This is a genomic window from Kribbella sp. NPDC050281, from assembly GCF_040655855.1.
Classification (GTDB): Bacteria; Actinomycetota; Actinomycetes; order Propionibacteriales; family Kribbellaceae; genus Kribbella.
Genome location: NZ_JBFAKS010000052.1, coordinates 1 through 19,655, shown reverse-complemented (window position 1 = coordinate 19,655; position 19,655 = coordinate 1). Strand labels below are relative to the sequence as shown.

Genomic DNA, 19,655 nt, shown 5'->3' with positions numbered 1-19,655 from the left:
TCAGGCCTTCGCCACCAGCACCTGGCCGTTGCCGGAGATCTGCGCCTCGTACGGCTGGACCGCGTTCGACATCGTGGTGACGTCGCAGGCGATCGGCTTGCCGGAATGCTTGACCACGGCAACATCAGCCATCGTGCAGGTCACCTTGGCCGCGTCGGGCGCCGTCCGCAGCACCGCGTCCACCACCTTGGCCTTCACGATCGCGACCGAGTCGGAGGTGAACTTGTACGACGCCGAGTACTGCTTCGCGTCGACCGTCAGCGTCCCGGTGTACGGCTTCCCGCCGTACGTGACGGTGCACGTCAACGAGTGATTGCCGGGCTTCTCCACGTCGTCGATGCCCGGGCACTTCACCGTCGTGGTGGCGGACTTGCCGGCCGCGATCTGCGCCTGCTTGGCGATCGCGAACCGGATCCGGTCGGCCAGCGGCGCGTCGCTCGCCGGCTCGCCGGTCACCTTCGGCGTCGGCCACGGCTTCGACGGTGTCGGCAGCGGGGTCAGCGCGGGCGTGGATGCGGTCGGGATCGGCGAGTTCGAGCTCGCCGGGGGCGTCGACGGAGCGGGGCTGTCGTCGGCCGCCTGCGGCTTGGAGTCCGAGCATGCGGCCAGCACGAACACCATCACCGCGGACAAGCCGAAGATCGTCAGTCCGAAGCGCAGGTGGTCACGACCGAGGAACCGCCGAGCCGCCATGTCAGCAGCCGACCAGGTGCTGGGCGAGGTAGCCGGTGACTTCGGTGAGGGCCACCCGTTCCTGTTTCATCGAGTCGCGCTCCCGGATCGTCACGGCCTGGTCGTCGAGGGTGTCGAAGTCGACGGTGATGCAGTACGGCGTACCGATCTCGTCCTGCCGGCGGTAGCGCCGGCCGATCGCACCGGCGTCGTCGAAGTCGACGTTCCAGTTCTTCCGCAGCTCGGCGGCCAGGTCCTTCGCCTTCGGGGACAGCTCGGCGTTGCGCGACAGCGGCAGTACGGCGGCCTTCACCGGCGCCAGCCGCGGGTCGAACCGCAGCACCGTGCGCTTGTCCACGCCGCCCTTCGCGTTCGGCGCCTCGTCCTCGGTGTAGGCGTCGAGCAGGAACGCGAGCACGTTGCGGGTCAGGCCGGCGGCCGGCTCGATCACGTACGGCGTCCAGCGCTCGCCCTTCTCCTGGTCGAAGTACGACAGGTCGGCACCGGAGTGCTTGGAGTGGGTGGACAGGTCGAAGTCGGTCCGGTTCGCGATGCCCTCGAGCTCGTCGAACTCCTTGCCGCCGAAGTTGAACTTGTACTCGATGTCGACGGTGCGCTTCGAGTAGTGGCTCAGCTTCTCCTTCGGGTGCTCGTAGAACCGCATGTTGTCCGGGTTCAGCCCGAGGCCGACGTACCAGTCCCAGCGGGTCTTCAGCCAGTACTCGTGCCACTCCTCGTCCGAGCCCGGTACGACGAAGAACTCCATCTCCATCTGCTCGAACTCGCGGGTCCGGAAGATGAAGTTGCCCGGGGTGATCTCGTTGCGGAAGCTCTTGCCGACCTGGGCGATGCCGAACGGCGGCTTCTTCCGGGCCGTGCCCATTACGTTCGCGAAGTTGATGAAGATGCCCTGCGCGGTCTCCGGGCGGAGGTAGTGCAGGCCCTCCTCGGACTCGACCGGGCCGAGGTAGGTCTTCAGCAGGCCGTTGAACATCCGCGGCTCGGTGAAGGTGTTCTTGTTGCCGCAGTTCGGGCAGGCGATCTCGGCCAGCTTGACGTCGTCGACGTCCTTGTTCTTCCGCCGGGCGTAGTCCTCGCGCAGGTGGTCGTCGCGGAACCGCTTGTGGCACGACTGGCACTCGGTCAGGGGGTCGACGAACTCCGACAGGTGCCCGGACGCCTCCCAGACCTTGGTCGGCAGGATCACCGAGGAGTCCAGGCCGACGATGTCGTCACGACTCGTCACCATCGCCCGCCACCACTGGGTCCGGACGTTGTTCTTCAGCTCCACACCCAGCGGCCCGTAGTCCCAGGCCGACTTGGTTCCGCCGTAGATCTCGCCGCACGGGTACACGAAGCCTCTCCGCTTGCTGAGGCTGACGACGGCATCGACGGTTTCCACGGGCACTTTTCGACTCCAGATAACGGGCACGGGTTGCGGTACGAAGGGTCCAGGCTATCGGTCCGGGGCGGCCACCGTCGCATCCGGCCGAACGACCGCTGCTACGGCATGAACTCGGGTACGTCGTCGTACGCGGTGGGCTCGTCGATCGCCTGGGACAGCAGCGGGACGGCGGCCACTTTCACCTCGTACGGCGACAGTGCGCGACGGTAACTGCCGATGTTCTCCCATTCCATCGTCAAGGCGAGCAGTTCCGGGTCGTCCGCGTTCCGCCCGGCCCGGGCGGCGACGAACCCCTTCTGCTTCCCCAGCACCTCGACCGCGCCCCGTAGCCGCTCGAAAAACCCCGGCTGCTCCCCTGGTTCCACCCGGAACCTGATCACCACGAACACGGGGTCCACTGTAAGACCTGGAACAATGGGGAGATGAGTTCCCCCAGCGGTCAGCCGGCGAGTCCGCTCCGGCAGCGGATCACGAAGTTCAGTTACCCGTACGTGGCGAAGCTGCACGGGATGCCCACCCTTACCCTCCCCGCCATCACGCTGGTGCTGGCCCTGGCCGGAGTCTTCGCTCCGCTGGTGATCGCGATACCGGCGCTGATCCTGCTCGCGCTGCTGCTGGCCTGGCTCGGGTTCCTGTCCTGGCCCGCCGTCGGCACCGGTCCGCGGTTCCTGCGCGTGTTCTCGATCCTGATCATCCTGCTCTTCGCGGTCTCCAAGATCGCCAGCAGCTGAGCCCGGCCAGCCGGTCGTTGCCTCGGGCACCTTCCTGCCCGCTGAGCTCAGCCTGAGGCCTCGAGTCCCAGGCCCAGCAGGTGTTTGCGAAGGCAGCCGAGTTCTGCCGCGATGCGTTCGGCCAGTTTCTCCTGCGTCCGTGGCATCCGCGGCCAGGTGTAGACCTCCGACTCCAGATGGTGCGTCAACGGGTGACCACCACCAACGAGGCGGTTCAAGCAGTCGTCGAGTACGCCGTTCGTGCCGGTGAGCGGAGGCGGTAACGCCTTGTACACAGGGACATGCGCATGCATCCGCCAGGCCGCATGACCCGACAACTGGTAGGCCAGCTCGACGTCGTCAACGCCGGGACCGCACCACTCCCGGACCTGACGCAGGTACTTCGGATCACCCAGCTTCGCGAGCGCTCGACGCCCCGAGTAGTCGGACGGATCTGCGAGCTGGGGCGCCGCGGACAGCTGCGCCTTCACCACATCGATGCCCGCTCGCCACAGCGTTTCGAAGCCACGATCGGGTTCCTCGAACTGCACAGCCAGATGGCAGGTGTCGAATCCCAGTCCGATCGCCGAGCCCCCGGCGTACGGGCTGGCATAGCGGCTGAGCCAGGCGGCGGCCTGGCCGAGCATCTCCAGGACGCAGCCCGGTTCGGGTTCGACCGCGATCCGGATCCGGCGGCCCGTGCGCGCCTCGGTCCGGGTGAGATGCCGCTCGACCCGGTCGAACGCCTCCCGCGCCGCGGCGTTGCGGGCCTTCGACCACGGCACCCGCCAGGCGAGCGGCAGCGTCGAGATCGAGCCGTACGCCGCATCGTCCGGGAGCAACTCGGCCAGGACATCGACCAGGTCGAGGGTGTAGCGGAGCCGCTCCGGCTCGGTCCAGTCCGGGCAGTAGACCCTGGTACCGACGATCTCCTCGGTGAAGTAGCTGTGCGGGATCCCGTTCAACGTGACGACTTCGAGCTGGTTGCGAGCGAGCGCCCGGCGCAGCCTGTTGAGCGCGGCCGGCGAGTTCGCCAATCGGTCGGCCAGCGGGCTCGGGAACCACAGGCCGACACCGAGCACCGGCACGTCCAACTCCTTGCGAACCAAAGACGCGCAGCCGTCGAGACCGGCGATCACGCCGTCCAGATCGCCGGCCGGATGGACGTTCGCGCAGTACCCCAGGTGAACGGCGGAGCCGTCCCGATGCCGAAATCTCATCAGCACTCCTCACTCCGTTGCAGCCACGGAAGGTAATTGCGAGCGGACTTTCCGTGACCTACTCAGCACTCTAGGAGCCACGTGCTCCCGGGGGAAGAGGATGGTGCGCAGCTATACCGGTTCGTGAACGCGCTCGGGCTCGGTCGAGATCAGGTCGCGGGAACGATCGGCCACCGCCATCGCGGCCAGGGCCGTCGTGAGCGGGACCGCGGCGATGATGCCGAGGCTGCCGACCAGGCCGCGAACGATCTCCATGGCCACCATCTCGGTCGAGATCACGTACCGGCCGGGAACACCTTGGATCGCGAAGGTCATCAGCACCGGCAACGAGGCACCGGCGTACGCGAGCACAAGTGTGTTGACGACCGACGCGACATGGGCGCGGCCGATCCGCAGGCCCGCACCGACCAGCTCACGCCGGGTCGCGGCCGGGTTCGCAGCGGACAGTTCCCAGACCGCCGCGGCCTGCGTGACAGTCACGTCATCGAGTACGCCGAGCGCCCCGATGACGATGCCGGCCACCAGCAATCCCTTCAGGTCAACGCCGGGCACTAGAGCCTGCACCCCGGAGGCACCCTCCGACGCCAGTCCACTCAGTTGGCAGAACTTGGTGAAGAACCAGCCGAGCACCACGGTCAGGCCCAAGGCCGCAATCGTCCCGGACAAGGCGATCGAACTCTCGGCATTGATCCCATGCGTGAGGAACAGCGCGATCGCCATGATCACGGCTCCGCCGACGACCGCGACCAGCAGTGGATTCGAGCCCTTCAGGATCGCGGGCAGGATGAACTGGGTCAGCGTGACCGCGGTGACCGCCAGCGCGATCAAGGCCGCGAAACCACGCCATCTCGACAGCGCCACCACGGCGACCGCGAAGATCGCGGCCAGCAGGAGCAACGGCATCGTCCGGTCGTGGTCGACGTACTGGTAGCGCTGCTCGAGCGGGGCACCCTTCTGAATACCGAGCATCAAGGACTGCCCGACCTCGATCTTCAGCGGAGCCTGGCCTGCCTTCGGCACTTGGACCGGCACCGACTTGCCCTGGTCCGGCCCGCTGGTCAGCTTCACCGTGGCCTCGTCGCACTGATCCTTCTGCTCGGCGCACGGCTTCAGCGCGGTGACCTCGCCCCTGGCCGAGTCGGTCTGGTACGACGCGACCTTCACGCCGCCGCCGGGCCACATCACGATCATGGCGATCACCGCGGCCGCGAGCAGGGGCGCGAGGACCGCCGCGACCACAATGCGGACGCGGCGGGCGACGATCGCATCCGAGTCGACCACCGAGGTATCCACCACGTGATCGCCATGCCCGTGACCGTGTCCATGCCCGTGACCCTGCGGAATATCGATCTTCCGGCGGCGGTTGGGACGACGGTCGGCACGGCGGCGTCCAACGCTGCGACTGGCCATGGATGAACTCCCTGTTTTGACAATCAGTTCCAACTAAATGAAAATGATTGTCATGAGATCTCGTCTTCGTGCTGTCATCGCCGGCGCCACCGCCCTGGCTGCCGTCACCCTGGCCGGGTGCGGCGGCTCGTCCGTCAGCGGCTCTGCTGACGGCAAGCTCGACGTCGTGGCATCGTTCTACCCGCTCGAGTTCATCGCCCGCACAGTGGGGGGTGACGCGGTGCACGTGACCACCCTGACCGCACCTGGTGTCGAGCCGCACGATCTCGAACTCACCCCCAAGCAGGTCGGCACGATCGCATCGGCGAAGCTCGTCGTCTACGAGAAGAGCCTGCAGCCGGCGGTCGACGAGGCGGTCGAGCAGAACGCCAAGGACGCCGGCTTCGACGTTGCCCCGGCGGCCAAGCTGGAGGCGACCGGCGCGGACTTCGAGGAGCACGACGAGACCCAGGGCGCGGCCACGCCGGGCGACACGGTCACGCCGGCGGCGTACGTCGCCCCCGCCGCGCACACCGACGACGCGCTCGACCCACACTTCTGGCTGGACCCGCTCCGGTACGCCGACGTCGTCAAGGCGGTCACCGACAAACTGGTCGCCACCGACAGCGCGAACGCGGCGGGCTACCAGGAGCGGTCGAAGGCCCTGCTCGCCGACATCGGCAAGCTCGACACCGAGTACAAGACCGGCCTGGCCAACTGCCGGCTCAAGACCTTCGTGACCAGCCACGAGGCCTTCGCCTACCTCGCGAAGCGATACGGTCTGACGATGGTCGGCATCGCCGGGTTCACCCCGGACGCCGAGCCGACCCCGGCCCGGATCAAGGAGGTCCAGGACATCGTGACGGCACAGAAGGTGACCACGATCTTCTACGAGGAGCTGGTCAGCCCGAAGGTGGCCGAGACGATCGCCCGTGACGTCGGCGTACAGACCGCCGTACTGAGCCCGATCGAGGGCCTGTCCGACGCGAACTCGCAGGAGACGTACCTGACCCTGATGCGGGAGAACCTGCAGGAGCTCCGGAAGGCGAACAGCTGCGCGTGACATCACAACCACCGGACTCCGCTCCGCCGGCCGTCCAGGTCGCCGATCTATCGGTCGAGCTGGGTGGCCGGCTGATCCTGCGCGGCGTCGACCTGCAGATCCGCCAGGGCGAGGTGGTCGCCGTCCTCGGCACCAACGGCTCCGGCAAGTCCACCCTGATCCGGACCGTCGTCGGTCTGCTGCCCGCGGCCCGCGGACAGGTCCGCCTCTTCGGTACGCCGGTCCCCCGCTTCCGGCAGTGGAAGCGGATCGGATACGTCCCACAGCGGATCACCGCGGCAGGCGGCGTACCGGCGACCGTGTACGAAGTGGTGTCGTCCGGACTGCTGTCGCAGCGGCGGCTGTTCACTCCGATGCACGCGCCCGGCAAGCAGGCAGTCGAGGACGCGCTGCGGATCGTCGACATGGCCGACCGGCGCAAGGACGCCGTGGCGGAGCTGTCCGGTGGGCAGCAGCAGCGGGTCCTGATCGCGCGAGCGCTGGTGTCCGACCCGGAGCTGCTCGTCCTCGACGAGCCGACGGCAGGAGTGGACCTCGCCAGCCAGCAGATCTTCGCCGACGCGATCCGGGACCGGGTCGCGCGCGGCACCACGGTGGTGATGGTGAGCCACGACCTCGGCCCGATGGACGCGCTGATCGACCGGTCCGTCGTCCTGCGCCGCGGCCGGATCGTGTACGACGGCCCGCCGCACGCCTCCCAGACCCACGCCCACGTCCACCACTCACACGGCGGCGACGAACCGGGGTGGCTCACCTCATGACCATGTTCCAACTGGAGTTCATGCAGCGGGCGCTGATCGCCGGGTTGCTCACCGGACTGTCCGCGCCTGCTATCGGCACCTACCTGGTGCAGCGGCGGTTGTCGCTGATGGGCGACGGCATCGGGCACATCGCGATCACCGGTGTGGCGCTCGGCCTGCTCACCGGCACCGCTCCGGTGTTCACCGCGGTCATCGTGTCCATCGCGGGCGCCACGGCGATCGAGCTCGTCCGGGCTCGCGGGAAGGCCAGTGGCGACGTCGCCCTCGCTCTCCTCTTCTATGGCGGCATCGCGGGCGGTGTACTGCTGATCGGCCTCGCGGGCCAAGGTGCGGCCACCCTGAACACCTATCTGTTCGGCTCGCTGACCACAGTCTCGTCCAGCGACCTGTACGTCGTCGTCGGACTGGCTGTGACCGTCCTGGTGGTGGCCATCGGACTGGGCCCGCAGTTGTTCGCGGTGTGCCAGGACGAGGAGTTCGCCCGGGTGACCGGCCTGCGGGTCCAACTGCTCAACCTGCTCATCGCAGTCATGGCCGCTGTCACTGTGACGGTGGCGATGCGGACTGTCGGCCTGCTGTTGGTGAGCGCACTCATGGTCGTCCCGGTGGCGACGGCACAGCAGATCACCCGGTCGTTCCGCAGTACGTTCGTCACGGCGTGTGTCATCGGTGTCGTCGCCTGTCTGGCCGGCATCGTCACGTCGTACAACGCGAACGTCGCTCCGGGCGCGACCATCGTCGTACTGGCCCTGGCCGGGTTCGTGGTGGCGGCAACGGCCGGCACCTTGATCCGCCGCCGGCAGGGCCGGGTCGCGCCACTGGCCGACGCGGAACCGGAGGTCGGCGTACCGGCGCCGGAGCCGCATGTCGTGAGCGCCGGGCACCCACATGCGCACAATCCGCAGTGCGGCCACACCAAGGTTGAACACGACGACCACGTCGACTATGTCCACGACGGTCATCTGCACGCCGCGCACGGTGACCATTGGGACGAGCACTGATATGAATGCTGACTTGCCGACTTCTGCGAGAATTGACGCGGACCAGAGAACAGGAGGAACGGTGGCCATCGGAACACGCTCGACCCGTCAGCGTGCGGCGGTAGCGTCGGCGCTCGACAATCTCGACGACTTCCGGACCGCCCAGGAGATCCACCAGGAGCTCCGGTCCTCCGGTGAGGCCGTCGGCCTGACCACTGTCTACCGGACCCTCCAGGCGCTGGCCGACTCGCGGGAGGTCGACGTACTCCGGACCGCCGACGGCGAAACGGCGTACCGGCGCTGCTCCAAGGGTCATCACCACCACCTGGTCTGCCGCAACTGCGGCCGCACCGTCGAGGTCGAGGGGCCGGCGGTGGAACGCTGGGCCGACAAGGTCGCGGCCGAGCACGGCTACGCGGACATCAGCCACACGCTGGAGATCTTCGGCACCTGCGGGGACTGCCAGCAGCCTGCCTGAGCAGTGTGGGCCAGGTCACCTTTGCGTTTGAGCGCGCTCTAAGGCGTACGGTCGAAGACATGACCACGACCGAGCTGACCGCACAGGAACGCTGGCAGGCGATCGCCGCTCACCACGGGGGCCCGGAGCCGATCGACGCCGACCTGCTGTGCCTGCTCGATCTGCCGGACGACCTGCCCGAGCGGATGACCATCGCCGAGGCCGCGGACGTCACCGGGCTCACCGCCCACACACTGCGGTACTACGAACGGATCGGACTCGTCCGCGTGGAGCGCGACGACACCGGCTACCGCAGCTACGACCGGCGGGCGCTGGCCCGGATCGTGTTCGTCACCAGGCTGCGCGTGTCCGGCATGCCGATCGGCACGGTCAGCCACTACCTCGACCTGGTCGAGGAGGGCGAGCACACGGGGCCGCAGCGGCTCGCCCTGATGGAGGAGCACCGGGCCAGGATCAAGCAGCAGTTGCACGATCTGCAGCTCGCGCTGGCAGTGACCGACTACAAGATCACCGTGTACGGCGGCACCGCCGAACCGTAAATCACCTTTCGCCCGGCCGACGGACGCTCACGAGTCCTTCGGTGGGCGGAGCCATGCCACCTTTGGGAGCAGAGAGATGAAACTGGGAAGCACTGGAGCCGAGGTCAGCCGGCTGGGACTGGGCTGCATGGGAATGAGCTTCGCGTACGGCACCCCCGACGACCCCGAGTCGATCGCAACACTGCACCGTGCCCTCGATCTCGGCATCACGTTCCTCGACACCGCCGACCTGTACGGCTTCGGCGCGAACGAGGAGCTGGTCGGCCGGTCGATCGCCGATCGCCGGGACGAGGTGTTCCTGGCGACCAAGTTCGGCATCGTCGGCGATCCCCGCGCCGCCGCTCGCAGCGCCGTGAACGGCTCACCCGAGTACGTGCGGTCGTCGATCGACGCGTCGCTGTCCCGGCTCGGCGTCGACCACGTCGAGCTGTACTACCAGCACCGCGCGGACCCCGACGTACCGATCGAGGAGACGGTCGGGGCGATGGCGGAGCTGGTCGAGGCCGGGAAGGTGCGGTACCTAGGGTTGTCGGAGGCCTCGGCGGACACCATCCGGCGTGCGCACGCGGTCCACCCGATCACGGCGGTGCAGTCCGAGTGGTCGCTGTTCAGTCGCGACATCGAGGAAGCGGTGCTGCCGGTCTGCCGGGAGCTCGGCATCGGGATCGTGCCGTACTCGCCGCTCGGCCGCGGCCTGCTCACGGGCGCACTGCCAACGGACCTCGCGGACGACGACTTCCGGCGTACGCTCCCCCGCTTCACCGGTGAGAACCTCGAGGCGAACCTCGAGCTGGTGGAGAAGGTCCGCGCGATCGCCCAGCAGTACGACGCGACGCCGGGCCAGGTGGCACTCGCCTGGGTGCTTGCACAGGGCAATGACGTGGTGCCGATCCCGGGGACGAAGCAGCGCCGCTACCTGGAGGAGAACTGGGCCGCGGTCGACCTGAAGCTCTCCGGCGAGGACCTCGCCTCGCTGTCCGGGCTCACGCCGGCAGGCGCTCGCTACCCGGACATGAGCTGGGTCGAGCGCAGCACCGCGTCGCGGGCCTGATAAACTGCTCTGCAGTAAGCCTTCCGTACCGGATCTTCTTCCGGCGGGAGGCTTTTCTGCGTTCTCACACCCTTGAGGAGATCAATGTTCGTACGGCGTGCCACCGCGGAGGACCGGGTCGTGATGGAGAGGTTGTGGCTGCTGTTCCGGCATGACATGTCCGAGTTCCAGGGCCAGCTGCCCCGGCCGGACGGGAGCTACCGGACCGAGTGGCTGGAGAAGGTGCTGACCGGGGACCCGGAATGGGCCGGGTACCTGTTCACCGACGGCGAGAGCCCGATCGGCTTCTGCTTCATGCGGGCGCTGCAACAACCGGTGCATGTCCTGAACGCCTTCTTCATGGTGCGGCCGGTCCGGCGCAACGGTCTGGGACTGCGTGCGGTGCTGGACGTACTCTCACACCACCCTGGCCCCTGTGACGTCGCGTTCCAGGACAACAACGAGAAGGCCGTCCGCTTCTGGCAGCGCGTCGCCACCGCGGTCTCCGGCGACGTCTGGACCCAGGAGCGCCGCTCGATCCCGGGCAAGCCCGACGCGAAGCCCGACGTGTGGATCTCGTTCAAGGTCGCCTAGAACACGACCACCGAGCGCAGTACGTCGCCGTGGTGCATCTTGGTGAACGCGGCCTCGACCTCGTCCAGGGCGATCGTCTCGGAGACGAACCGGTCCAGTGGGAGCCGGCCCTGCAGGTGGAGGTCGATCAGCAGCGGGAAGTCGCGGCTCGGCAGGCAGTCGCCGTACCAGCTCGACTTGAGTGAACCGCCGCGGCCGAAGAAGTCGAGCAGCGGCATGTCGAGCGTCATGTCCGGCGTCGGTACACCGACCAGCACGACGGTGCCGGCCAGGTCGCGGGCGTAGAACGCCTGCTTCCAGGTCTCGGGCCGGCCGACCGCGTCGATCACCACGTCCGCCCCGAACCCACCGGTCAACTCCTGGACTGCCTCGACGACACCGTCGTGGTCGAGGTCCTTGGAGTTGATCGCGTGGGTCGCACCCAGTTCCCGGGCCACCGCGAGCTTGCGCTCGTCGATGTCGAGGGCAATCACCTTCGCCGCGCCCGCGAGCCGGGCGCCGACCACGGCCGCCGTACCAACGCCACCGCAGCCGATCACAGCGACGCTGTCTCCGCGGCCGACGTTCCCGGTGTTGATGGCGGCGCCGAGGCCGGCCATCACGCCGCACCCGAGCAGGCCGGCTACCTCGGCCTTGGCGGCAGGGTCGACCTTGGTGCACTGGCCGGCCGCGACGAGGGTCTTGTCGGCGAATGCGCCGATGCCGAGCGCCGGGCTCAGCTCGGTGCCGTCCTTGAGCGTCATCTTCTGCTTGGCATTGTGGGTGTTGAAGCAGTACCACGGGCGGCCGCGCAGACAGGCACGGCAGTTGCCGCAGACGGCCCGCCAGTTCAGTACGACGAAGTCCCCGGGCTCGACGTCCGTGACGCCCTCGCCGACCGACTCGACCACGCCTGCCGCCTCATGGCCGAGCAGGAACGGGAAGTCGTCGTTGATGCCACCCTCCCGGTAGTGCAGGTCCGTGTGGCAGACACCGCACGCCTGGATCTTCACCACCGCCTCGCCCGGGCCGGGATCGGGAATCGTGATCTCCTCGATCGACACCGGCTTGCCCTTGCCTGCCGCCACTACTCCACGCACCGTCTGAGCCATGCCCAGACGCTAACCGGCCGCGGGTGGTCTCGTCATCTCACGGCGTGCCTAAGAACAGGACGTAGTCGTCTACGTATATCCCTCGTCCCGCCTGATCTCACCGCTGTTTGCCCTCACCGACCCACTACCTCCTGTCCGTAGGACACGGTCTGTCCACCGGTCGGGGGACAGAGAGTCCGCCGGGCGACGCTCCCGGGACACGGGGCGCGGACGGGAAGGTTGAGGCATGCAGACAGACAACGCAGTGAGGGTGCGGGGGCTGGTGAAGCGGTACCCGGACAAGGTGGCGGTCGACGGGGTCGACCTGGACATCCAGCACGGTGAGGTGTTCGCCCTGCTCGGGCCGAACGGCGCCGGCAAAACGACGACCGTGGAGATTCTGGAGGGGTATCGCCACGCCGACGAGGGTGAGGTCAGCGTGCTGGGCACCGATCCGGCGCACGGGGGCCGGCAGTGGCGGGCGCGGCTCGGCATCGTGTCGCAGACCTCCCGCGACGAGGCCGAACTGTCCGTCGCCGAGCTGGTCCACCACTTCGCCGGGTACTACCCGAACCCGCGTGACCCCGACGAGGTGATCGCCGCGGTCGGTCTGGAGGAGAAGCGCCGTACCCGGACCCGCAAGTTGTCCGGCGGTCAGCGCCGCCGCCTCGACGTCGCGCTCGGCGTCGTCGGCAACCCAGAACTGCTGTTCCTGGACGAGCCGACCACCGGGTTCGACCCCGAGGCGCGCCGGCAGTTCTGGACGCTGATCGAGAACCTGCGCACCGAGGGCACCACCATCCTGCTCACCACCCACTACCTCGACGAGGCCGAGCACCTGGCCGACCGGGTCGCCGTGATCGCCGACGGCCGGATGATCGAGGTCGCGACGCCCGACACGCTCGGCGGGCGCGGCGCTAGGACCGCACGGGTCTCCTGGCTGTCCGCCGACGGGATGCGCGAGGTGCGCACCGATCACCCGACCGCCGAAGTCGCGCGCCTGATGGCCCAGTACGACGGCGAGGTGCCGGAGCTGCAGGTACGGCGGCCGAGCCTGGAAGACATCTACCTGGACCTGATCGGGGCGGTCGCGGCCGCTCCGGTCCTGGAAGGAGCGGTTCGATGAGCACGGCGTTGCCCTCCCCCCTCAAGACCGGCGTCTCGCGGACCCGCCTGGAGGTGAAGGAGTTCTTCCGGGAGCGGGAGCAGCTGATCTTCACGTTCCTCTTCCCGATCATCTTCCTGGGCATCTTCTCCGCCGTGTTCAGCGGCACCGACTTCTCCGGCGGCGTCGACGCGGCCACCTACTTCACCCCGGGAATGATTGCCTCCGGCATCTTCCTGACCAGCTTCCAGTCGCTGGCCATCGGCATCGCGATCGAGCGCGACCAGGACGTGCTGAAGCGGCTGCGCGGTACGCCGATGTCCTCCCAGTCGTACTTCATCGGCAAGATCGGCGTCGTCCTGGTCACCTCGGTCCTGCAGTTCGGGCTGCTCCTCGCGATCGCCGGACTGCTGCTCGGCGTCGACATCCCGAGCGAGCCGGAGAAGTGGCTGAACTTCGTCTGGATCTTCATCCTCGGTACGGCGTCCGGGTGCGTGCTGGGGATCGCGTTCTCCGTCGTACCGAAGTCCGGCCGGGCCGCGTCCGCGGTGGTGACGCCGGTGGTCCTGCTGCTGCAGTTCATCTCCGGTGTGTACTTCGTCTACAGCAGCCTGCCGGCCTGGATGCGCACGGTGGCGGAGATCTTCCCGCTGAAATGGCTCGCGCAGGGCATGCGGTCGGTGTTCCTGCCGGACGGGTTCGAGGTGAACGAGCCGGGCGGTTCGTGGCAGCTCGGAACCGGTGCGATCGTGCTGGCGGTCTGGCTGGTGCTCGGCCTCCTCGTTGCCCAGCGCGTCTTCCGCTGGACCCGCCGGGACGCGGGCTGATGAAGCAGCACCCCGGTACGGCGTCGGCCCCGGTGGCCCGGCGCCGTACCGTGTCCGCCGGGGGTGCACCCCGTGTGTGGGTCCTGGTGTGGAGGAAGATGGTGACCGTGGATACGGCGAAGCGGGTGGATCAGCCGGTCTGGACGCGCACGCTGGTCGGCTGGCACGTCGTGTTCTGGGTCCTGCTGGCGACGACGCTGGCGGTGTCCTTCACGGTCGACCTGAGCCCGGTCCGGCGTGCCTTCTTCGTCGGCGCGGTGGTCGTGCTCGGGGCGGCGTACCAGTTCATCGGGCTGCCCGCGATCAGGTCCCGGCGGCGGCTGCCGTCGCATGCCTATCGATTGATCATGATCGCGTGCCTGATGGTGCTGGTCGGGCTGTTCCCGCAGTCGGTGTTCCTGATGTTCATCGTGTCGGCGCAGATCTGGTTGCTCGGCGAGGACGTACGCGAGGGTGCGGCGTTCAGTGTGCTGCTGGTGATCGGGGTCGGCGCCGCGCAGCTGTGGAGCGCGGGGTGGGGCTGGGACACGTTCTGGGAGGTCCTGCCGTGGATGCTGGTCAGCCTGGTGGTGAGCCTGCTGTTCGGCATCTGGATCGAGAAGGTGATCACGCAGAGCGAGCAGCGGGCGGAGCTGATCGAGCAGCTGGAGTCGGCCCGCGACGAACTGGCCGAGGCGCACCACAGCGCCGGCGTGATGGCCGAGCGGGAACGGATGGCCCGCGAGATCCACGACACGCTCGCGCAGGGTATGACCAGCATCGTGATGCTCGCCCAGGCGGCCGCCGTCGAGCTCCAGCGCGGCGGTACGGACGGAGCGGCGGCACGGTTGGCCGCGATCGAGGACACGGCCCGGGAGAACCTCGCCGAGGCCCGCGCGCTGGTTGCCGCGTTCACCCCGGTCGCGTTGTCGGAGGCAACGTTGGCCGAGGTACTACGTCGGCAGGCCGAGCGGTTCGCGGCCGAGACCGGTGTCGACGTACAGGTGTCGCTCGATCTGCCGGATGAGGAGGTCGCGGCGCTGCCGCAGGCGCAGCAGGTCGTGCTACTGCGGGCCGCTCAGGAGGCGCTGGCAAACGTACGGAAGCACGCGCGGGCGACGCAGGTCCTGATCACGCTGGGGTTGTCCGACGGCCGGGTATGGATCGAGATCCGGGACGACGGGTCCGGGTTCGCGCCGGCAGCAGTGTCCGGGGGCTTCGGGCTCGCCGCGATGCGCGGGCGGGTCGAGGAGTCCGGGGGTTCGGTGCAGGTGGAGAGTGCGCCGGGCCGCGGTACCAGGGTCCAGGTGTTGATGCCGGCTGGTCAGGAGGACGTGTGATTCGGGTTCTGGTGGTCGACGACCATCCAGTGGTGCGGTCCGGGCTGACCGGCATGCTCTCCGTCACCGAGGACATCGAGGTGGTCGGCGAGGCCGGCGACGGTTCGGAGGCCCTCGCGCTGGTCGAGTCGGCGCGGCCGGACGTCGTACTCATGGATCTGCGGATGCCGCGGACGGACGGGGTCACTGCCACCGGGGCGATCGTGTCCGGGTATCCGTCGACGCGCGTGCTGGTGCTGACGACGTACGACACCGACACCGACATCCTGCACGCGGTCGAGGCGGGCGCGGCAGGGTATCTGCTGAAGGACACTCCGCATGCCGATCTGCTGGACGGGATCCGGGCGGCGGCGCGTGGAGAGACCGTGCTGGCGCCTCCGGTCGCGGCGCGGCTGATGTCGCGGTTGCGTACACCTAGTACGCCGCCTGTCGCGCAGCCGTCACCGCGTGAGCTCGAGGTGCTGGCGGCTGTCGCGCGGGGTTTGAGCAACGCTGAGATCGGGCGGGAGCTGTTCATCGGCGAGGCCACGGTGAAGACGCATCTGCAGCGGCTCTTCACCAAGCTCGACGTGGACGACCGGACTCGCGCGGTGACGGTCGCTTACGAGCGCGGGTTGTTGCCTAACCCTCGTACTACTTGACGCCCGTCGGGTTGACGCCCGTCGGGTTGACGCCCGTCGGGTTGACGCCCGTCGGGTTGACGCCCGTCGGGTTGACGCCCGTCGGGTTGACGCTCGTGGGGTTGACCTCGTTGGGGATGGCGCCGCCGTAGCGGCGGTCGCGCTGGGCGTAGATCTCGATCGCGCGCCACAGGTCGCGACGGTCGAAGTCCGGCCACAACGTGTCCAGGAAGACCATCTCGGCGTACGCGAGCTGCCAGACCAGGAAGTTGCTCGTCCGCTGCTCGCCCGACGACCGGACGAACAGGTCGACCTCGGGGATGTCCGGCGCGTACAGATGCCGCGCAATCGTCTGCTCGGTAATCCGGCCCGGCTTGAGCTTGCCCTCGGCAACTTCTACCGCGATCTTGCGCATCGCGTCGGCGATCTCGGCGCGGCCGCCGTAGTTCACGCAGAACTGCAGCGTGATCGTGTCGTTGTCCTTGGTCCGCTCCTGCGCGTACTCCAGCTCGTCGATCACGCTCTTCCACAACCGCGGCCGGCGGCCCGACCACACCACCCGGACCCCCATCGCGTCCAGCTCGTCCCGCCGGCGATGGATCACCTCACGGTTGAACCCCATCAGGAACCGCACCTCTTCCGGCGACCGCGCCCAGTTCTCCGTCGAGAACGCGTACGCCGAGATGTACTTCACCCCGATCTCGATCCCACCCTTGATCACATCCAGCAGCGAAGCCTCCCCCGCCCGGTGCCCCTCCGTCCGAGCCAACCCCCGCTGCTTGGCCCACCGCCCATTCCCATCCATGACAATCGCCACGTGCTTCGGCACCAGCTCCTTCGGCACCCGCGGCACCACAGCCCCCGACGGATGCGCCTCCGGCGCCACCACCACCTTCTCCCCCCGCGACCCCTCCACACCCCGACGACGACGACCAATAGGCGACATACCCAAATCCTCCCCCACACCCCCACCCACCGCCTTCGGGGGTAGCGCCCACCAACCACGACGACACATCCGACCGCGCCCAAGCCCACGGCAAGGCACCCGCCGCCCACCCCTGCCCCGGCCGCCTCCAGGCGGACCAACGTCGAGGACAATCCCCGCGTCAACGACGCAACGTCACGCCCACCCCTGTGGAAAACCGGCTGCCGAACACCCTCCGTATGACACCCTTACACCAACAGCAACCCCAGATCGGAGCCCTGCATGACCCGCCGCCCCCTCACCACCGCCGTCGCGACGCTCTGTGCCCTCAGCGCACTGACCGCCTGCGACGGCTCCCCCGAGGCAGGCCGGCCCAACACGACTCCAACGTCCCCCACCGCCAGTCCAACCCCCACCGCTCCCTCGACCCCAACCTGGACACCAGAGGAACTTGAGGCGATTGACGCGGCTAGGTCGAGGTACACGATTGCTCGCGCAGCTGTCGACAAGGCGATGCAAAGCCCGTCCACAGCCACCAGGGCGGAGCTCCTCAAAGCAGGCAATGGCGGCGCCTGGCTGATCTCCGTTCTCGGGGAACTTGACTTCCAGCAGGACAACGACTGGTACCAGGTAGGAAGCCTCCAGGTCGCGTCTACATCGATCCGTGCAGTCAAGCTGACTGCGACGCAGCCAGAGGTACAACTCACGACCTGCATCGACAGTTCGAAGGTGACGACGCGCTTCCAGAAGACCGGGAAGCCGGTCCCGGCCGGATCGAGTGACGGCGACCGCCACCGCTTTCTCTCTCGGCTGGTGTTTGCGCCTCCTACGGGACAGACGGAAAAGATGTGGTTCCTCATCGAAGACAAGGTGGCTGGGAAATGTTGACCAGACTGCCCCGTGCTATCGCCTTCGGCATCTTCATCGCCACGCTTTGGGCCGTCACCACCCCGTCATCCCAGGCCGATCCGCCGGGATACAAGAAGGTCTGTAATCCAATCAGTGGCAGGTGCACCTTCATCGCGATCTCAGGATTCGGCACTCCCGGCGACGAGGGCGACGAGGGCGACGAAGGAAGAGCACCTGCCAAGGCAGGCAAACCTACATGTCGATTCCATGGTGGACCGCAGGCTTGCACCCATCGGGAGTTCGGCAGCTGGTCGAACAGCCAGCAGTGCTACCTCCAGAGGGAGGAGCCCCAGCCGCCGCCTGAGGACCCGCGTTGGCAGGGCCATACCGACGGGAGTATCTGGGCTTGCGTTCGGGAGCAGGGATACGACCAGGGGCGGCACTTAGTTACCAGGTGGGTGTGGCTGCCGGGCGAACCCGACACTGTGGTGATTGATCCGGTGACGTTGGCTTATCGGGCGGTGGCGGCTATGCAGTTGGCTCCGCCTTTGGTGAAGTCGGCGCCTGGGGTGGGGCAGATCGGGCTGGTGAACATGCCGGTGTGGTTGTGGGTGGAGAAGACGGAGAACACCTGGGGTCCGATTGTGCGGAGTGCGAGTGTGCCGGGGTTGTCGGTGACGGCTACCGCGCATGTGAAGGCGGTGAACTGGGCGCTCGGGGATGGGAACACGGTTCGGTGTGAGGGACCAGGTACGCCGTACGACAAGGCGATGGGGATCAAGGACTCGCCGGACTGCGGGCATCGGTACAAGAAGACCTCGCGGGAGTTGCCGAAGTGCACCTACCCCGTGACTGCGACCGCGCAATGGGACATCACCTGGCGAAGCACGCTGGGCGACACCGGGCAGATCTCCATGACCCAGCAGGCGGGCACGCAGCTTCGGATTGGAGAGGCGATTCCTGTGCTGGTTGATCCTGATGGAGGCGAGGTCGCGGCGCCGGCCAAGGGTGGCTGTGGATAACTCGGGCTCTCGTTGCCGCGGAACGAATACATTCAGAGCATGAGTGGACTGCTTGGCGTTGATGAGCTTCGTGCGGATCTGGCTGGCGTACTGGCGAGGTTCCGGGCGGGGCGGACGCGCGCCTTCAGCTTTGGTGACGGTACGCCGGAGGCGGTGGTGCTCACGTACGACGAGTTCGAGGACCTCGGTGGTGACGAGAAGTTCGAGATCCCGGGCGTGGTACTCGAGCCGAACGTGCTGTCGGAGCGGTTGCACGGGTTGGTGGAGGCAGTTCGTGCTGGGCGTGCGGTCCCGGTGGTGTGGGGCGAAGGTGGCGAGCCGGAAGCGGTGGTGCTGTCGACGACTCAGTACCGCGATCTGAGGGGCGACGACCATCCGCCGGCGGGCGTGGTCGACGACCCGACTGTCCGCACCTACGCCACCGAGCCACTCCCAGGCAGTCGGCCGCTGGATCTGGACGAGTGGGCGGCCAACGATCCGTTTACGCGGGAGCTTCTTGACGAGATTCGCGCCGGGGAGAGACCGCCGAGTGATGAGCGGTGACACCAGGTACCTGATCGTCGGTCACGAGAAGTTCCACCAGGACCTGCACTTCCTGCGTCAGCAGGCGAAGGCGGGCGCGGGCTCCTACCGTCAGCTGTACCGCGAGGTCCTGCGCGAGATCGAGCGGCTCCGGGCCGGGACGGCGAACGGTCACCACGCACTCGGTTACGAGTCGGCGAAGGGTGACCTCCGGGACTGCGTGACGTCGTACCTGCAGTCGGATCCGGAGCGGAAGGCCGACTACCGGCTGGTGTTCCGCGAGATCGGGCCGACCGCGCCCGGTGAGTTGCCGCGGCGCGAGTTGTTGGCTGTCAAGGCGCGGGGAGGTCGGAACGATATCTATGCGCATGTTTGTGCTCGGCTGAATCGGGGTTCGTACGATCGGCAGCCGGGGCTTGACCGGTTTGGGGAGCGAGGGGCTGGGTCGGGTGGGAACGAGCTAGATGTACCGGGACAAGACGTTGGTGGCAGGTGAGTTGGGGTTGACGTGAGGAGAACCTCCGGTTGGGGTGTGGCTTGTCGAAGGCTTCACAC

Annotated in this window: 23 protein-coding genes; 16 read left to right on the top strand and 7 right to left on the bottom strand. The window is 67.8% G+C overall.

All coding sequences use genetic code 11. The annotated features are described in order from the left end of the window. From AB0I34_RS38695 to AB0I34_RS38685, 3 genes are all read right to left on the bottom strand, one after another. Positions 1 to 693, bottom strand: coding sequence for a hypothetical protein (locus AB0I34_RS38695; protein ID WP_360455711.1), 693 nt, complete (start codon positions 691 to 693; stop codon positions 1 to 3). Position 694: 1 nt separating this feature from the next. Further along, positions 695 to 2,080 carry a glycine--tRNA ligase gene (locus AB0I34_RS38690; protein WP_360455708.1) on the bottom strand — a complete coding sequence of 462 codons (1,386 nt, stop codon included), beginning with the start codon at positions 2,078 to 2,080 and terminating at the stop codon, positions 695 to 697. A gap of 95 nt (positions 2,081 to 2,175) precedes the next feature. Beyond that, positions 2,176 to 2,466, bottom strand: coding sequence for an antibiotic biosynthesis monooxygenase family protein (locus AB0I34_RS38685; protein ID WP_360455705.1), 291 nt, complete (start codon positions 2,464 to 2,466; stop codon positions 2,176 to 2,178). A gap of 33 nt (positions 2,467 to 2,499) precedes the next feature. Between AB0I34_RS38685 and AB0I34_RS38680 the strand changes: the two genes are divergently transcribed. Next, positions 2,500 to 2,808, top strand: a complete 309-nt coding sequence (locus tag AB0I34_RS38680) for a DUF6703 family protein (RefSeq protein ID WP_360455702.1) — start codon at positions 2,500 to 2,502, stop codon at positions 2,806 to 2,808. Between the two features lie 47 nt (positions 2,809 to 2,855). Here AB0I34_RS38680 and eboE read toward each other — a convergent pair whose 3' ends face one another. Then, the gene (eboE, locus tag AB0I34_RS38675; RefSeq protein WP_360455699.1) at positions 2,856 to 4,007 is read right to left on the bottom strand and encodes a metabolite traffic protein EboE; all 1,152 of its coding nucleotides are present in this window, start codon (positions 4,005 to 4,007) and stop codon (positions 2,856 to 2,858) included. Positions 4,008 to 4,118: 111 nt separating this feature from the next. Continuing rightward, positions 4,119 to 5,417: a YibE/F family protein gene (locus tag AB0I34_RS38670; protein WP_360455696.1), complete on the bottom strand. Its 1,299-nt coding sequence runs from the start codon at positions 5,415 to 5,417 to the stop codon at positions 4,119 to 4,121. 52 nt (positions 5,418 to 5,469) lie between these two features. Here AB0I34_RS38670 and AB0I34_RS38665 point away from each other — a divergent pair, with 52 nt between their 5' ends. The 7 genes from AB0I34_RS38665 to AB0I34_RS38635 all read left to right on the top strand — a co-directional run bounded on the left by AB0I34_RS38665 (position 5,470) and on the right by AB0I34_RS38635 (position 10,841). Continuing rightward, the gene (locus AB0I34_RS38665) at positions 5,470 to 6,459 is read left to right on the top strand and encodes a metal ABC transporter substrate-binding protein (protein WP_360455693.1); all 990 of its coding nucleotides are present in this window, start codon (positions 5,470 to 5,472) and stop codon (positions 6,457 to 6,459) included. Beyond that, a complete protein-coding gene (locus AB0I34_RS38660) occupies positions 6,456 to 7,220 on the top strand; it encodes a metal ABC transporter ATP-binding protein (RefSeq protein ID WP_360455690.1) in 765 nt (254 codons plus the stop codon). Before AB0I34_RS38665 ends, AB0I34_RS38660 begins: the two co-directional genes overlap by 4 nt. Further along, positions 7,217 to 8,221 (top strand): metal ABC transporter permease, encoded by a 1,005-nt coding sequence (locus AB0I34_RS38655; protein WP_360455687.1) that lies wholly within the window; start codon positions 7,217 to 7,219, stop codon positions 8,219 to 8,221. Before AB0I34_RS38660 ends, AB0I34_RS38655 begins: the two co-directional genes overlap by 4 nt. A gap of 61 nt (positions 8,222 to 8,282) precedes the next feature. Next, entirely contained in the window at positions 8,283 to 8,678 is a 396-nt protein-coding gene (locus AB0I34_RS38650; RefSeq protein ID WP_360455684.1) for a Fur family transcriptional regulator, read from the top strand. Positions 8,679 to 8,737: 59 nt separating this feature from the next. Continuing rightward, entirely contained in the window at positions 8,738 to 9,217 is a 480-nt protein-coding gene (locus tag AB0I34_RS38645) for a MerR family transcriptional regulator (protein WP_360455681.1), read from the top strand. Positions 9,218 to 9,293: 76 nt separating this feature from the next. Beyond that, a complete protein-coding gene (locus AB0I34_RS38640) occupies positions 9,294 to 10,268 on the top strand; it encodes an aldo/keto reductase (RefSeq protein WP_360455678.1) in 975 nt (324 codons plus the stop codon). An 84-nt stretch (positions 10,269 to 10,352) separates the two neighbouring features. Then, positions 10,353 to 10,841 (top strand): GNAT family N-acetyltransferase, encoded by a 489-nt coding sequence (locus tag AB0I34_RS38635; RefSeq protein ID WP_360455674.1) that lies wholly within the window; start codon positions 10,353 to 10,355, stop codon positions 10,839 to 10,841. On the opposite strand, the gene AB0I34_RS38630 is transcribed toward AB0I34_RS38635, so the two are convergent. Beyond that, positions 10,838 to 11,932, bottom strand: coding sequence for an S-(hydroxymethyl)mycothiol dehydrogenase (locus tag AB0I34_RS38630; RefSeq protein ID WP_360455670.1), 1,095 nt, complete (start codon positions 11,930 to 11,932; stop codon positions 10,838 to 10,840). The two genes, AB0I34_RS38635 and AB0I34_RS38630, sit on opposite strands and share 4 nt — an antisense overlap. 226 nt (positions 11,933 to 12,158) lie before the next feature. Here AB0I34_RS38630 and AB0I34_RS38625 point away from each other — a divergent pair, with 226 nt between their 5' ends. The 4 genes from AB0I34_RS38625 to AB0I34_RS38610 all read left to right on the top strand — a co-directional run bounded on the left by AB0I34_RS38625 (position 12,159) and on the right by AB0I34_RS38610 (position 15,803). After that, complete coding sequence (locus AB0I34_RS38625; protein ID WP_360455667.1) at positions 12,159 to 13,037, top strand: ABC transporter ATP-binding protein; 879 nt, start codon at positions 12,159 to 12,161, stop codon at positions 13,035 to 13,037. After that, positions 13,034 to 13,843: an ABC transporter permease gene (locus tag AB0I34_RS38620; protein ID WP_360455664.1), complete on the top strand. Its 810-nt coding sequence runs from the start codon at positions 13,034 to 13,036 to the stop codon at positions 13,841 to 13,843. The genes AB0I34_RS38625 and AB0I34_RS38620 overlap by 4 nt, the downstream gene beginning before the upstream one ends. A 98-nt stretch (positions 13,844 to 13,941) precedes the next feature. Continuing rightward, positions 13,942 to 15,162: a sensor histidine kinase gene (locus AB0I34_RS38615; RefSeq protein WP_360455661.1), complete on the top strand. Its 1,221-nt coding sequence runs from the start codon at positions 13,942 to 13,944 to the stop codon at positions 15,160 to 15,162. Then, a complete protein-coding gene (locus AB0I34_RS38610; RefSeq protein WP_360455658.1) occupies positions 15,159 to 15,803 on the top strand; it encodes a response regulator transcription factor in 645 nt (214 codons plus the stop codon). Before AB0I34_RS38615 ends, AB0I34_RS38610 begins: the two co-directional genes overlap by 4 nt. Here the strand turns inward: AB0I34_RS38610 and AB0I34_RS38605 are convergent. After that, positions 15,796 to 16,728 (bottom strand): isoprenyl transferase, encoded by a 933-nt coding sequence (locus tag AB0I34_RS38605; RefSeq protein WP_360455655.1) that lies wholly within the window; start codon positions 16,726 to 16,728, stop codon positions 15,796 to 15,798. The two genes, AB0I34_RS38610 and AB0I34_RS38605, sit on opposite strands and share 8 nt — an antisense overlap. 492 nt (positions 16,729 to 17,220) lie before the next feature. Between AB0I34_RS38605 and AB0I34_RS38600 the strand changes: the two genes are divergently transcribed. From AB0I34_RS38600 to AB0I34_RS38585, 4 genes are all read left to right on the top strand, one after another. Continuing rightward, positions 17,221 to 17,595 (top strand): hypothetical protein, encoded by a 375-nt coding sequence (locus AB0I34_RS38600; RefSeq protein ID WP_360455652.1) that lies wholly within the window; start codon positions 17,221 to 17,223, stop codon positions 17,593 to 17,595. A gap of 461 nt (positions 17,596 to 18,056) precedes the next feature. Further along, positions 18,057 to 18,578, top strand: a complete 522-nt coding sequence (locus AB0I34_RS38595) for a hypothetical protein (RefSeq protein WP_360455649.1) — start codon at positions 18,057 to 18,059, stop codon at positions 18,576 to 18,578. A gap of 39 nt (positions 18,579 to 18,617) precedes the next feature. Further along, on the top strand, positions 18,618 to 19,121 hold the full coding sequence (locus tag AB0I34_RS38590) for a hypothetical protein (protein ID WP_360455646.1): 504 nt from the start codon (positions 18,618 to 18,620) through the stop codon (positions 19,119 to 19,121). After that, the gene (locus tag AB0I34_RS38585) at positions 19,111 to 19,596 is read left to right on the top strand and encodes a hypothetical protein (RefSeq protein WP_360455643.1); all 486 of its coding nucleotides are present in this window, start codon (positions 19,111 to 19,113) and stop codon (positions 19,594 to 19,596) included. The genes AB0I34_RS38590 and AB0I34_RS38585 overlap by 11 nt, the downstream gene beginning before the upstream one ends. Positions 19,597 to 19,655: the final 59 nt, after the last annotated feature.